Below are 14,009 nucleotides of genomic sequence, written 5' to 3' on the forward strand. Positions count from 1 at the left end.
CTCCCCTGTGCGTGTGGTGAAACCGGTGGTGCGAACGGCTTACGTGGACGCGGACTTGCGGCCGCGCATCAGGTCCGCGTACTTGGCGATGCTCTGGTCGATCTTGTCGATGGCGAAGCCGGCCGATTCGGCCTCCAGCGCGCCGGCGGCGGCCGCGACCGCCGCGGCGGCACCGACCAGCACGTCGGTGGCCAGCACGCCCAGCGCATCCTCGGCGGCTTGCTCCAGCTTGTTCTCGGCCAGGTTCTCGGTCATCTGCTTGAGCAGCACGCCCTGGCTGGCCAGCGCCATCTTGCTGACGCCGTCGAAGTACACCGCCGCCGATTGCGCGATCAGGCCCGAGGCCTGGCTGATCAGCATGTTCGAACCGACCACGATCTGCGACGGCGCATAGGCCATGGTCTCGGCATTGCTGAGCTGCACCGCCTGCACGATCTTGCTGTTGAGCGCGTCGCTGGCCGGCCGCGCCGCCGAGGCCTGCGCGAGCATGTGCGTGTTGAGCGTCTTCAGCATGGACGGCGGTGGCGGTGGCGGTGGCGGTGGCGGCGACACCGGCGCGGCGGGCGGTGCGGACGGCGGCGAGGCGCCTGCGCCATCGCCACCTGTCGCTGGCGCGGCGTCGGCGGCGGACGCGGCGGAAGCGGCGGCGCTGGGCGCCGCTGCGTCTGCGGAAGCGGCGGGCGCGCTGTCGCCCTCGCCGGCCTCGCTGCGCGCCGGCGCCGTTGCCGACGCGGAACTCGCCGCAGCCGGTGCCGCAGCCATGGCGTCACCGGCCGCTGCCGATGGCGATGCATCCGTGGTCACCGGCGCGGTCGACGGTGCCGTCGCGGGCACGTCCGGCGTCTGCGCCGCAGCCGCGGAGGATGCAGGCGCCGATGCCGTGCCGGCCGGCGTCGCGGCGGCCGTCGGGGATCCTGGGGTCTTCTTGCTTGCGAAAGGCCACATGCCACTCTCCTGATGGATGGATCGGTGCCCGCGTCAGCCGCCGCGGCGCGGGCCACGGCACTGCATCACTTCTCGCCGATCGCCATGATCAGGGCCACCGCCTTGGACACCACGGCGTTGGAGACCTGGTTCAGCGCCTGCTGGCTGTGCACCGCGTTCTGCAGCGCCAGCCCGGTGGAGTGGCTGGAAACCTGGTACAGCGAAGCGATCGCCTGGGCGGGCGCCTCGGCCACCACCTTGACGTTGGTCTGGGTGACCGCGTCGGTGATCTGCGAATTGACGAGCGTGTTGTCTGCCATGAGCCTGGTTCCTTGGTATGTCGCCTGCCGGGGAGGCGCCGCGACGGGGGTGGCCTGTGCCGCGCCCCGCCGCGGCGCCCGCGATGCCGCGGCCCTGTGCGGCCCGGCGTGGAGGGAAAACGCCGCCGTGGGCGGCTTGTGAAACCGCGGCAGCCGGCCGGCTCATTCGGCCACCAGCGCCAGCCGCAGCCGCTTGCGCAGCAGTTCCACACGCTTGCGCGCCAGCGGCTGGTTGATGTGCAACAGGTTGGCGATGGCCGGATACGGCAACTCCTCGACGAAGCGATAGGCGAACAGCCGGCGCTGCTCCCGACTCAGCGCCGCCACCGCCGTCACCACGCGCTCCATCTGCTCCTCCAGTTCGGCGCGTTGCAGGGCGGTCATTGCTTGATCGGCCACGGCGTCCACTTCCTTAGCCTCGGAGGGGCGGTCCAGCGGCTCGCCGCCGCCGCGGCGGCGCCGCACCAGGTCCAGGAACACGTGGCGCAGCACCACGAACAGGAATCCCTGCGGATCGGTCATCGCCTCCGGCGAGCGGCGCATGAACAGCAGCGCCTTCACCGCGGTATCCGAGAGCAGGTCCTCGGCCGCGTCCGCGCGCCCGTTGGCCAGACGTAGCGCGCGCCGCCGCAGATCCGGCAAGGTGGCGCGCCAGGCGCGGGTGAACATCTCGTCGGCCTCGGCGAATCGCGCGGCGGTCACGCCTGCCTTTTCCATTGCCATCTCCATCGCATGCTCCGAAATCCCCTTGTGCGGCGAGTCTCTGTGGGGGTCGGCGGCAATAGCTGTTCCCTGGGTGACAACGGCGGCGACGAGGCACGCACAACCGCGCGGCAGATGGCGTGCGCCTGTGCTTTGTCTACGCACGCATACGGCAAAAGCGGTTGTGCGGCGGTTGTGTGCGCCAGTCGCGCAAAAAAACGGGCCCGCTGCACAGACAGCGGGCCCGGTTCGTGTCTTGCAATCGGCTCAGCGCAGCAGCGCGACCTGCGCATCCGGCACCGTGTTGTCGCGCAGCGCGTGCGGCGCCTGCTGGATGTCCGCCGTGGCATCCGCTGCCGGAGGTAGCGGCACCCGTGCTGGCGGCGCGCTGCGGGCATCCCACGATGGCGCCAGGGCCACCGCGAGGCACGCCAGAGTGACGCAGAGGCCTGACGCAGGCGCGCCCACCGTCGCAGCCGCCTGCGCCGTTCGAACCGCACCGAGCGGAATCTGGATGCCTCTGCGCTGTCGGGCATGGCCTTGCTCCACGATGACGGAACACCCCGGCCACCTGGCCACGCCGCGTCAGCGAGACGGCGCAAAGCTCGGATGGGGGGCGACGACCGTGTAAACGTGGCGGCGGCGGTGCCGTGAATGCGGATGGCGCCGCATGCCGCTGCGTGCGCGATCCAGCAGGTGTGTCCTCTTCTCGCCGAGGCCGCTTCGAAGGCCGCCGCGCTGCAGCTGCGCCGGCGATAGCATGCGATGTCACACCATCGAACGAAGTTGTGCAGTGCAGGCGATCGTCGGAAAGACGCGCGCCACTCGGTGGCTTCCTGATCAGGCGAGCGCGACGTGGCCCCTGCGCCGCACCCGGCTCCACGCAGGCGCTGCTGCATTCGGACCTGTTGTTCTTCTGCCAGCGCAAGCTGCAGCCAATGGTCGTAACTGGCGACGAACTACAAAACGCGGCATGCGCACGCGGTGCATGCCTGCAGATCGGCGCGGCTGCGCTCGTGCTTCAGGACCAGGTGCTGCCGTACCCTCACCCCCAACCCCTCTCCCGGGGGGAGAGGGGAGGTGAGTCGCCGCCGCGTCCGGGACCACTGTCCTGCACGACGACGCTCTCGCCGCAAAGGCAGCGCATCGCGCCAATGAAAAAAACCGCACCCGGCATCGCCGGGCACGGCTTCGGTTGCAGGCCGCAGGCAGGGATCAGCGCGCAGCGGCAGCACCCACGTTGAACAACTGGAACTCGCGGATATGCGCGGCGTCGACGCTGGACAGGATGTTCAGGCGCACGCGCGAGGCGGTGACCGCGGGGAAGTGGTCGATCTTCATGTGGCCGATCGCCTGCGCCACCTTGAACCAGGCGCCGTCGCGGAACACTTCCACCGCGTACTTCTGCACCAGTTGGCCGTCGTTGAGCCATTCCATCGAGAGCGCGGTGTCGAAGGTCACCGGCTGCTTGAATGCAGTTCCAGGGTGGCGTGGTGCGAGCCGTCCGGCGCGTTCCAGAAGGTGTCGCGGTCGCCGTCCACCGCCGCGGCGATACTGTCGTCGCTCTTGAGCCGGCCGCGCACCAGGTTGCGATCGGCGCCGTAGCGCGCCTGCAGCGCCTGGCCCATTTCCTCCAGCCGCTTGACGTCGGCCACGGGCAGCGGGCCGCGCTTGTCCGGGGCGATGCCCAGCACCAACTGGCCAGCGCGGCCGACGCTGTCTTCCCAGATCTGCACCAGCTCGCCGACGCTCTTCAGCGTCTGGTCGCTGTTCGGGTGCCAGAACCACTGCAGCTTGTGCAGCGGCGTATCCACCTCGACCGGGCGCCAGCGCAGGTCGCCGTGGCGATCGATGGTGTTCCAGTTCTCGCCCTCGATCACACCGGCCGCGTTGCCGACCCAGCGCACGTCGCCGTACTCGAACAGCGCGGCGCCGGCGAAGTTCTCGGCGAGCAGCGGCGGCGTGGCCAGCACACGGTCAGGCCGAATGCGGCCAGCCGGCGGAGCGGAGAGAGCGGACGGTCCGGCATTGCGATTCCGCGCAATCGTCGGTCGGGCAGGCAGGCGGCGCTACCGGTGGTGTCAGCATATGGTATTTAATTGATGATAAATAGGTATCCTCATTTGCGGGCCAGGACCGTACCACATGATGTCGCCTTCGCTGTTTCCGTTGCTGTCGCTGTTCGCGGTGCGCGCCATCGCCGGCCCGGCCGCCGTCGCCCCGCCGCCGGTGCCGCCCTCGCCCATCGTCTACAGCGAATTCGTCAACGTACAGGCGCCGACCGCGCAGTGCCACGCCTCGACCCTGGTGGAAACCCGCGACGGCCTGCTCGCGGCCTGGTTCGGCGGGCGCCACGAAGGCGCCGATGACGTCGCCATCTGGGTGGCGCGCCGCGACGCGCACGGCTGGCAACCGGCGCAGCGCGTCGCCGACGGCGCGCAGGCGCAGGGCGCACCGCTGCCGACCTGGAATCCGGTGCTGTTCCAGCCCGCGCAAGGGCCGCTGCGGCTGTTCTACAAAGTGGGTCCGGACCCGAAACGCTGGTGGGGCATGCAGACCACGTCCAGCGACGGCGGCCACCACTGGTCCACGCCCGAGCGCCTGCCCGCCGGCATCCTCGGCCCGATCAAGAACAAGCCGGTGCAACTGCCCAGCGGGCGCATCCTCAGCCCCAGCAGCAGCGAAGACGCCGGCTGGGTCGCGCACATGGAATGGTCCGACGACAACGGCGCGCACTGGACCCGCGGTCCGGCGATGAACGACCCGGCCAGGATCGGCGCGATCCAGCCCAGCGTGCTGCTGCACCAGGACGGCCGCCTGCAGGCGGTGGGCCGCAGCCAGCAGAACCACGTGTTCAGCACCTGGTCGCGCGACAACGGCCGCACCTGGGAACCGATGACCCTGCTCGACCTGGCCAATCCCAATTCCGGCACCGACGCCGTGGTGCTGGCCGACGGCCGTTCGCTATTGGTCTACAACCCGACCGAGGCCGGCAAGGACTGGTGGGACGGCCGCGGCGTGCTCGCCGTCGCTCTGTCCGACGACGGCCTGCACTGGACCCGCGTGCTGACCCTGGAAGACAGCCCCAAGGACGAGTTCTCCTACCCCGCGGTGATCCAGACCCGCGACGGCCAAGTGCACATCAGCTACACCTGGAAGCGCACGCGCATCAAGCATGTGGTGCTGGATCCGAAGCGGCTGGGAGTTGGGTCAACGGCGCCTGCCGGCGGCAGGTGAATCTTGCTCGGGACCCGGGGCCCGGGACCGGGGACCCGGGAAAGCAAGAGCAAAGCGCTGCCGTAGCAGAGACAGATCAGGCTGCGGGATACGGCGTTCCGGGTCCCGGGTCCCGGGTCCCCGGTCCCGGCTCCTCCAACAACGCCACCATCCGCCGCACCCGCGCCACATCGGTCTGCATGCGGTCGCCGCCGAGGCTGCGCACATGCGGATGCGGCGACGTCGCCCGCGACGCCAGCGGCCCACGCGCCGAGCCATGGAACTCGCGCGCACCGGTGCGCGCACGCAACTGCGCCAGGTTGGCTTCGGTGACGCCAGATCCCGGCATCACGCTCAAGCGCGTGCCGGCCTGCTGCACCAACTCGGCGATCAGGTCGGCACCCTCTTCCGCGGTCTCGCGCGCACCGGAGGTCAGCACCCGCTCGCAGCCCAGCGCGATCACATCCTCCAGCGCACGCCGCGGATCGGCACTGACATCGAAGGCGCGATGGAAGGTGACGCCGAGCGGCCCGGCCGCGGCGATCAGCTCGCGCATCGTCGCCGTGTCCACCTCGCCGTCCGTGGTCAGCGCGCCGAGCACCACGCCGTCGCAGCCCAGGCGCACGCACTGCTCCACGTCGCGGCGCATCGCCTCCACTTCCGCCGCGTCGAACACGAAATCGCCGACCCGCGGACGAATCAGCACATACAGCGGGATGCGCAACCGATCGCGCACCGCCGTCAGCGTGCCGAACGACGGCGTCAGCCCGCCGCCATCCAGGCCGCCGCACAACTCCACCCGCATCGCCCCGCCATCCTGCGCGGCCAGCGCCGAGCCGATCGCATCGGCGGCCACTTCCAGGCCCATCGGCACTATCGCGCTCATGCCGCCGGCGCCGCGAAATGGCTCTGCCCGGGCAGCAGCAGATCCTGCCGCTTCGCATCGCAGACCGCATAACTGAAACCGGGCTGGATCGCGAACGCACCGACCTCGCCGCGCTTGTTCATCGCCAGGAACCCCACCTGCAGATCGCGGGTGAGTTCCGGCTTGCGCCGCACGATGCGCATCACCACCTCGCGGCAGGCCTCGGCCGGGCTCTTGCCCTGCCGCATCATCTCCACCACCGCGAAACTGCCGACGTTGCGGATCACCTCCTCACCGACGCCGGTGGAGGTCGCCCCGCCCACTTCATTGTCCACGTACAGCCCGGCACCGATGATAGGGCTGTCGCCGACCCGGCCGTGCATCTTCCAGGCCATGCCGCTGGTGGTGCAGGCACCGGACAGATTGCCGTGCGCATCCAGCGCCAGCATGCCGATCGTGTCGTGATTGTCCTTGCCGCCGGGCAGCGTGCCGCGGCGATAGGCACGGTTCTCGATATTGGCCTCGGGCGCGTAGTGCGACGTCTTCAGCCACTCCTTCCACGCCTGTTCCGACGCGGGCGTGAGCAGCTTGGTGCGCTCGAAGCCCTGCGACAGCGCGAACTGCAGCGCGCCATCGCCGACCAGCATCACATGCGGCGTCTTCTCCATCACCCGCCGCGCCACCGAGATCGCATGCACGATGTCCTCCAGCGCCGCGACCGACCCGCAGCCACCGGTGTGATCCATGATGCAGGCATCCAGCGTGACCCGCCCATCGCGGTCCGGATAGCCGCCCAGCCCCACCGTGTGATTGCCCGGATCCGCCTCCGGCACCCGCACCCCAGCCTCCACCGCATCCAGCGCCGCCCCGCCGCGCGACAGCACCTGCCATGCCACCTGGTTGGCGGCGACGCCGAAGTCCCAGGTGGAGATCACCCGTGCTGCACCCTGTGGCAAGGGGCCGACGCCGGTCTTGGCTTGCGCCTTGGCCACGGCGGCGCGTGCGCCCGGCAGCACACCGCCCAACCCGGCGGCCAGGGCGCCGAAGGCGGCAGTTTTCAGGAAGTGGCGGCGTTGCGGCATGGGGAGGCTCCGGCGTTGGGAGGGCGCGCGGGAGGGCGTGCGCTTAGCCTTACATCATGCGGCAGAGTGCGAGGAGATCAAACGGCTGCTTGGTTTCACGGAGCAGCTTGGCTCGCTCGCTCCTGCAGGATCGCGTGGAAGCACGCGTGGCCTTTCATCAGGCTCAAGGGCGTGTCCCCATAGTCGTCCTGCAAGTTGATATCTGCGCCATGCCTCAAAAGAAGCTTCGCAACCTCAGGATGGCCCCATCTGACAGCATAGTGAAGAGGTGAAGAACCAATACCACCTTTGATATCGATGTCTTTTACAAACGGGATAAAAATCTCGACTATCTTAAAGATCACCATCCATTGCCGCAATATGCAATGGTGTATCGCCATCCATCCCGGGGCTCTCAGGCCCGCTTACCTCGCAATCCTCGAACATTGCCAGTTGCCTAAAAGTAGAAAGCGCAACCTCCAAATTACCTGAGCCATTCATTTACTATACCCGCACTCATAACCACAAATTTTCCATTGCTCAATGGAAAGCCCGATCATCAATACTCATCTATCGAAATGATGATGGTCCGCGCATAGCCCTCAAAATCAAGATAGAGGTGCGCTGACCGTGGATGCCGGGAGAGTTGGTCGATGAGGTCTGCTAGACGACGGGCTGCATCCTCGCCGATGCGCCACAGGACGCCGGCGGGCAAATCGCTCGCTGTTGAGGAATGCGGTGAGTTGTGTCGCTGCAACATGATTTCGACACCCTCGTATCCCCGTATTATCGAGGACACAGGCACCTGATCTGAATACGCGATACAGGCACGCAGGCCCGCGCTAAATGCCCGCATCTCCAGCGCAGACCCCATGACAATCAGTACATCCTCACTTTTGAAGTTGTCTCGAAGTTCAGTTCGAATCATTGCGCTATTGAACAACCCGCTGGTTACGCAAGGGCGACCTTTCACCCATTAACAGCAAACCGCACCAAGCCTCAATCAAATGCTTTACCCTCCACTTTTGAAACCAAATTCGGCATTCGCCACGGCTAACGCATACTCCAATCTCGGGAGAACCTGGCGATCATTGGCACACTGACTGATTAGATATGCGATATCAATGTCATCAAGAGCCCATCCATCTTCAAACCATAGCCGCAGCCAGGGCCGCCAGTAGGAAATTTTTTCATCTAAAGTTGAAGACTGCAGCAGCAAAGATGCCTGACCATGATTTCCTATCGTCCTCTTTACGGAAACCTCCACCAATGGCAACACCTCCCCTCCGACATAAATCATCCATTCGCCACTGCGCAAATAAACAGCAAATAGTTTCTTGATCCAGCGCCCATCCGAAGAAGAAGTAATTAAAGTAGAGCCATAACCCGACACGCAAGTCTTTGGCTTAAGCACGAACTCACCCTTCCATGTCCCGACACCCTCATCGACGCAATAAAAACGAGGACTGAAAGGCGTAGAGGCCGTAAAGTTACGAAGTAGCACCATGGCATCTGAATCATTACTCTTCATTTCGAGCAAGTACAGTCGTCATCTTCATCGAACATCTTGCGACCAATATTTGCGGCTGCAGCGCCAAGTATGCCCGCGTTCCAGTTCGCGTTAGTAATGCCCGCCCTAGCAATTGCATAGGCATCCCCCTTTGCTGCGGCCTTTGCTAGAATTTCAGCAATACCTGGATCTCTATCGAAGGCATTAATAACCCCGCGAAATATAGACCTATATTCACTCTTAACAGCCACTCGAGCTGCATATGCAGCTTCGACTGTCGAGACACTGCGCGGAATAGCAGCCACCCTGGAAATATAACCAAGACGACCTGCCACAGGCAGCATCGCGGCATACCAGCCTCCAGCAGTTTGGGCCGCCCGATACTCAGCCGAACATTTATTTATCCCACCATCAACTCCCCAACCATCACGAATTGCCCGACTAGGACTAAATCCGAATAACGATATCCCGTCACCAAAGCCAGTTACTGCATCGACTGTTCCTTGCGATGGATCCCAACCACCCGTCGCCCAATAAACTCCTCCCCACACGTCATCCATACCAAACAGGCCATAGGGGTCAATTGCGCGGAATGAGTTTCCGTTGACATAGCCGTAAATGTTCCGCCCACCCGCCAATCCAATCGGATCGCTCTGCACATAACGTCCAGTGCCCGGCTCATAGTCGCGGAAGTAGTTCTGGTTGAGCCCGCTCAGCGCATCATAACGCTGCCCCGGGAACCGCATATCGAACACGAAGGCGGTGCCGTCCTTATCCGGATCCTGGTCCGGCGCGGTGGTGCCGAAGGCTTCGCCCTTCAGGTCCCAGCGCCAGATCGCCACGTCGCGGGCCGGGTCGATCACCGCGCGCGGCGTGCCCAGGTGGTCGGGCTGCACATAGCGCAGAGTAGTCTTGGCCAGCAGGCCCACCGGCAGGTCGTCCAGCCAGATCGCCTGCTGTACGACCGCACCGTTGGCGTCGTAGTCGCCCAGCCAATGGCCGCTCTCGTCGTACAGCGTGTAGACGTTGCTCTTACCCACCCGCCGCACCTGCTCACCACGGCCGTTGTAGGCGTAGTTCGCCACGGTGGTGCCGCTGCGCTTGACCTGCGTCAGTCGGCCGTTGGCGCCATACACGTACTGCACGGCCGTGCCGCCGATCGCGGTGGTGTTGCCGGCCGCGTCGTAGTTGCGTGCGGTGCCGGCCACGCTGCTCAGGCGGTGACTGGTGGTCGGATAGCTGTAGGTCTGCGTAGTGGTATTGACCTTGGCGCTGAGGCGGTTGCCGGTGGCGTCGTAGGTATAGCCATCGATCACCGTATCGGTTGGGCCGTCCTTGAACGCAGTCAGCCGGCCCAGCGGGTCGTAGTCCAGCTTGATGACCGGCGCGGTGTTGCCCGGTGCGGTCAGCGCGCTGAGGTTGCCGACCGGATCGAAGGCAAAGCCCACCGCCAACCCATCGCTGCGGGTGTCGTTGACCGCCAGCGGGCGGTAGTCCTGGTCCAACACGCGCTGCATCGGACGGCCGTTGCCGTAGGTCCACCCGGCCACCGGGCCGAACGGATAGTAGGTGGCTTGATTCAGCAACACCTGACGGGTGCCGCCAGGCGGGGTCACGCCGACCTCGGTGGTCTGGCCCTGGGTGTTGCGCACGTAGTCCACCACCGCCCCATCCGGGTAGGTCAGGCGGCTCAGCTGCCCGGCCTTGGTGTAAGCGTAGCGCACCACGAACACCTTGCCGTTGGTGGTCTGCACCTTGCGCACCAACTCGCCGAAGCGATCGTAGCAGTAGTCGGTGCTGCCGCTGCCGTCCTGCATCCGGGTCAGGCGGCCCACGGCGTAGGTCTCGCCGCTGGCGCAGGTCGTCTGACTGACGTCGTAGGTATAGCTGACGTTGAGGCTGGTGGTCGGATAGGTGACCTGGGTCAGGCGGTTCAGCGCGTCATAGCCGTAGCTGGTCTTGATGTTGCGCGCATCGGTCTGCGTCGCGCGGTTGCCGGCGCTGTCGTAGGTGTACGTGGTGCTGCCGGTGTCCGGGCTGGTGAGCTTGGTCAGGTCGCCCAGGCCGTTGTAGGCGTAGGTGGTGTCCAGGCCCTTGGGGTCGGTGACCTTGATCAGGTTGTCCAGGGCGTCGTAGCCGAACTTGGTTTCTGCGGCGATGCCGCCCACGTCCTGCAGCGTGCGCGCCAGGCGGTTGAGCGGGTCGTAGTCGTTCTGGGTGGCATGCCCGAGCGCGTCGGTGATGGTCTTGGTGTTGCCGTTGCCGTCGTAGCCGAAGTCGGTCGGATCGCCTTGGGCGGTGGCCTGCGTCGCCAGTTGGCCGAGCTGGTTGTACACGCGCGAAAGCGTGCGCTTGAGCGCGCCCGATGCGTCCTTGGTGTCTTCCTTGAGCCGGTTGCCGGCATTGTCCAGGGTGTAGTGGATGGTGTTGCCGGCGCTGTCGGCGATATCGGTCAGCCGATGCGCCGCGTCGTAGGTGAAGCGGGTGAACGCGCCATCGGGCTGGGTCACCTGCTTGACCAGCCCGGTCGGCCAGTAGTCGATCGCGGTGATGCGGTCGTCGCTCTCGCTGCTGTCGTCGGCTCCGCGCACCTTGCTGGCGGTCAGCCAGCCGCGTGGGTGATACGAATAGTCGGTGATCACGCCATTGGCGTCCTTCGCCGACAGCATGCGGCCGGCGCCGTCGTAGGCCAAGTATTCGGTGACCTGACCCAGCGCGTTGGTCACCTTCCACAGGTCGCCCTTGCGGTGCGGGCAGGTGGTCGGGGAGGTGGCGCAGGTGCTGTCGTCGGTGGGGTAATAAGTGAAACGGGTGATGTCGTTGACGTCGGCGCGCGCGCCATCGACCGAGGTCACTAGCCCCAACAACGGGCAATCGCCCGCGTCGATATCAGCCTGTTCGCAATAACTTGAAGTAGAGGTTCGTGTAGCACCAGTGGTCGGATCGGTGCCCGACGCCGAGATCACTTGACCGCGCGCGTTGTAAGTCCAATTTTTTGTCAGAAGAAGCTTTCCGCGCTCCATGAGTTGATAGGTGAACGGCAAACCAAGATTGGCATCGATCTGGTAGATCGAGGTTCGCAATTCTTCGCCAGTGGTCGCCGCCCCTTCAGCCCTCTTAGTCAACACTCCGCGCGAGTCGTAATCATAATCGACAAAATTGCCACCAAGACGCGAGACCCTGTCAAGATTTCCGAGATCATCGTATGTATATGTCTCATTACGCTGTGGGCAGCCCGTGCAATCCACAGTCAAAGACGTTACTTTCTTCACGCCATTTAGAGAGGTAACAATTCTTTTCTCCGAGGCACCCAGCACTGTTTGTACCGACACAACCCCATCACTGCCATATTGAACAGAGAATTTATCAGTGCCAGCGGCGTGCTGAGTAGAAACAGCCCTACCCGCCCCATCGTAGGAATAAGTTGCAAACCTGGCTCCAGACGCGTCAAAGATGCCAGTCAATGCACCTGGAAGATCGACCCCGCCGGTATAGTCAGGATTATTGTATTCGTAGCCAATCACGCCTTCAGATCTGGCAACGGACGCAAGAAAATTTGAACTATCATAAGAGTAAAGGGCAGATTCCCCAGATGCGTCGCTGATGCTCAGAATCATCCCACGCGTATCGTACTGAAACGAAAGCTGCCTTCCATTGTCAGACCTAACTTGCAATATTCTCTTTCCAAGCTGATCGCCACCTGGAAATGCGTAATCAACCGCCAAATGACGGCCATTTTTCTTGGAAATCTCGATCAATCTACCAAATTCGTCGTATTTCTCGACATCAGCATTCACGGACGCCGTATATGTCCAACCAGTTATACTCCCTGATGTATCGACACTAGAAACGAGCGTGCTCAAAACACCCGAAACAGGCAGCCACTTCTCCGCAGAAAGAGAAAATTCTTCAATCTTACCGTCAGGCCGGTAAACCCTAGCCTTGGACAGACCATCTTCATTGAAATTTTCAATGCTCCGGCTATAAGTATGCGTCCAAAAAGCGCCCAGGTCGCTATTTGCCGAACCAGCTCGGTCACTGTTGTAGTAACGCACGAACTCTGGCTGATTGCCTCCGAACCAATCAGTCTCTACCTGATATTTATTTCCTGTACCCACATTGATTGGATTACCGCAACTCAACGCTGGCGACTGACATGATGGCGGACCCTGATTTAATGATGGATCATAATCTGGATTGCCTATAGAAAAATAAGCTAGATAGAAGCATCCATCTGGATTGCTCCATTGGGAGCAATACCCTACAACCTTACCATTCTCCTTGTATTCCTTAAAATATGCACCCACCTGTGGCATTCTTTGCTGGTGATAGTCGACCGCCCTTTCAGCAAAAGCCATAGCCATTGCACGAGTGCATTTTGTCACAGGACTATTGCAGACATCCCCAGGATACGGAGGAAATGTCCGAGCCCTGTAATAAGAAATCCACCAACAACTATCGCCATAATTTTTCCATCGAACACATTGCGAAGCGAATTCATCGCCGGGAGGCGCAGGAATTTCAACAACATAAGGCTGGATGCTAGGCGGGTAGCGGTCCGGGTCACTATAATATTTCACCCAACCGTCCGTAACCGCACTCGCTCGAGCATATGAACAGTCATCCGTTCTGCTGGCGCAGCTTGCATCAGGGCCATCAGCCTTTGCGATGCCGCTGAATGCAAATACAACTAAGAGGGAAAAAGCAAATTTCACCATCCAGCTGCTCTTGCGCTCGAGACAACGAAATCGCTCAAGAAAAACCAAAAAGCTCGACATGAAGCACCCTGGCATAAAATAAATAAATGTTAACTTCGCCAAATTTAATCATTCAAGTTTTGTTTCTTTCAAAACTTAACTGCATTTCGAGGCAAAGCGAAATCTTCTTACACACCCGCAACAGCAAACCGCTCCGCCACCATCCCCTCAATCGCCTCCAGATCCGGCAGCAACGCGCTCTGCTCGCCCAGCAGCACGCGCATGTGCACGCCGGGCGGGAGGGTTTCTTCGGAGGCGTCGGCGAGCAGGCCGTCGCGGGGGACGGAGATCAGTTGCGGGAAGGATTGGGTGAGCAGTGCCACGTACGGCAGGTCGGGGTTGCCGCCCAGGGCCTTGAGCACGACGATCTTGTTGTTGGCGGCCACGATCTCGGCGCCCAGGCCGGTCAGGCGGGCGAAGGAGACCAGCGGCACTTTCCAGCCGTACCAGGCGATCTGGCCGAGCAGCCAGTGCGGGGCGTCGGGCAGCGGTTCGACCGGCACGCGCGACATCACTTCGGCAATGGTGGCGTTGGGCAGCAGCACGCGCTCGCTGCCGGCCAGGATGAGGACACCGCGGATTTCGTCGTTGCTGGCGTAGCTGCTCATGGAGTGACTTCGTCCTGAAAGCGGAAAAAACGCGCGGTGCGGGCGC

14 protein-coding genes are annotated in these 14,009 nt (G+C 63.4%); 2 read left to right on the forward strand and 12 right to left on the reverse strand.

Going from position 1 to position 14,009, the window contains the following annotated elements; genetic code table 11:
- Positions 1-39: 39 nt before the first annotated feature.
- Positions 40-513 (reverse strand): hypothetical protein, encoded by a 474-nt coding sequence (locus tag SLW56_RS07030; RefSeq protein WP_048492052.1) that lies wholly within the window; start codon positions 511-513, stop codon positions 40-42.
- Between SLW56_RS07030 and SLW56_RS07035 the strand changes: the two genes are divergently transcribed.
- Positions 497-958, forward strand: coding sequence for a hypothetical protein (locus SLW56_RS07035; RefSeq protein ID WP_267083662.1), 462 nt, complete (start codon positions 497-499; stop codon positions 956-958). The two genes, SLW56_RS07030 and SLW56_RS07035, sit on opposite strands and share 17 nt — an antisense overlap.
- Before the next feature lie 52 nt (positions 959-1,010).
- Here SLW56_RS07035 and SLW56_RS07040 read toward each other — a convergent pair whose 3' ends face one another.
- From SLW56_RS07040 to SLW56_RS07055, 4 genes are all read right to left on the reverse strand, one after another.
- On the reverse strand, positions 1,011-1,244 hold the full coding sequence (locus tag SLW56_RS07040; protein WP_010343225.1) for a RebB family R body protein: 234 nt from the start codon (positions 1,242-1,244) through the stop codon (positions 1,011-1,013).
- A gap of 162 nt (positions 1,245-1,406) precedes the next feature.
- Positions 1,407-1,961, reverse strand: a complete 555-nt coding sequence (locus tag SLW56_RS07045; protein WP_152237184.1) for a sigma-70 family RNA polymerase sigma factor — start codon at positions 1,959-1,961, stop codon at positions 1,407-1,409.
- A gap of 1,200 nt (positions 1,962-3,161) precedes the next feature.
- Positions 3,162-3,407, reverse strand: coding sequence for a hypothetical protein (locus SLW56_RS07050; protein WP_267083664.1), 246 nt, complete (start codon positions 3,405-3,407; stop codon positions 3,162-3,164).
- Positions 3,404-3,919, reverse strand: coding sequence for an alpha-L-fucosidase (locus tag SLW56_RS07055; RefSeq protein ID WP_267083665.1), 516 nt, complete (start codon positions 3,917-3,919; stop codon positions 3,404-3,406). The genes SLW56_RS07050 and SLW56_RS07055 overlap by 4 nt, the downstream gene beginning before the upstream one ends.
- 172 nt (positions 3,920-4,091) lie before the next feature.
- Between SLW56_RS07055 and SLW56_RS07060 the strand changes: the two genes are divergently transcribed.
- Positions 4,092-5,183, forward strand: a complete 1,092-nt coding sequence (locus tag SLW56_RS07060; protein ID WP_267083666.1) for a sialidase family protein — start codon at positions 4,092-4,094, stop codon at positions 5,181-5,183.
- A gap of 76 nt (positions 5,184-5,259) precedes the next feature.
- Here the strand turns inward: SLW56_RS07060 and SLW56_RS07065 are convergent, their stop codons facing one another.
- From SLW56_RS07065 to SLW56_RS07095, 7 genes are all read right to left on the reverse strand, one after another.
- A complete protein-coding gene (locus tag SLW56_RS07065; RefSeq protein ID WP_267083795.1) occupies positions 5,260-6,030 on the reverse strand; it encodes a copper homeostasis protein CutC in 771 nt (256 codons plus the stop codon).
- 14 nt (positions 6,031-6,044) lie between these two features.
- Positions 6,045-7,109, reverse strand: a complete 1,065-nt coding sequence (locus tag SLW56_RS07070; RefSeq protein WP_267083667.1) for a N(4)-(beta-N-acetylglucosaminyl)-L-asparaginase — start codon at positions 7,107-7,109, stop codon at positions 6,045-6,047.
- A gap of 95 nt (positions 7,110-7,204) precedes the next feature.
- A complete protein-coding gene (locus tag SLW56_RS07075; protein ID WP_267083668.1) occupies positions 7,205-7,456 on the reverse strand; it encodes an ankyrin repeat domain-containing protein in 252 nt (83 codons plus the stop codon).
- A gap of 191 nt (positions 7,457-7,647) precedes the next feature.
- A complete protein-coding gene (locus SLW56_RS07080) occupies positions 7,648-8,016 on the reverse strand; it encodes a hypothetical protein (protein WP_267083669.1) in 369 nt (122 codons plus the stop codon).
- An 84-nt stretch (positions 8,017-8,100) separates the two neighbouring features.
- Positions 8,101-8,619 (reverse strand): hypothetical protein, encoded by a 519-nt coding sequence (locus SLW56_RS07085; RefSeq protein ID WP_267083670.1) that lies wholly within the window; start codon positions 8,617-8,619, stop codon positions 8,101-8,103.
- On the reverse strand, positions 8,616-12,956 hold the full coding sequence (locus tag SLW56_RS07090; RefSeq protein ID WP_267083671.1) for an RHS repeat-associated core domain-containing protein: 4,341 nt from the start codon (positions 12,954-12,956) through the stop codon (positions 8,616-8,618). Before SLW56_RS07090 ends, SLW56_RS07085 begins: the two co-directional genes overlap by 4 nt.
- Positions 12,957-13,483: 527 nt before the next feature.
- Positions 13,484-13,963: a chemotaxis protein CheW gene (locus SLW56_RS07095; RefSeq protein ID WP_152237178.1), complete on the reverse strand. Its 480-nt coding sequence runs from the start codon at positions 13,961-13,963 to the stop codon at positions 13,484-13,486.
- Positions 13,964-14,009: the final 46 nt, after the last annotated feature.

It is taken from the genome of Xanthomonas sp. LF07-6, from assembly GCF_034105445.1.
Taxonomy (GTDB): Bacteria; Pseudomonadota; Gammaproteobacteria; order Xanthomonadales; family Xanthomonadaceae; genus Xanthomonas_A; species Xanthomonas_A sontii.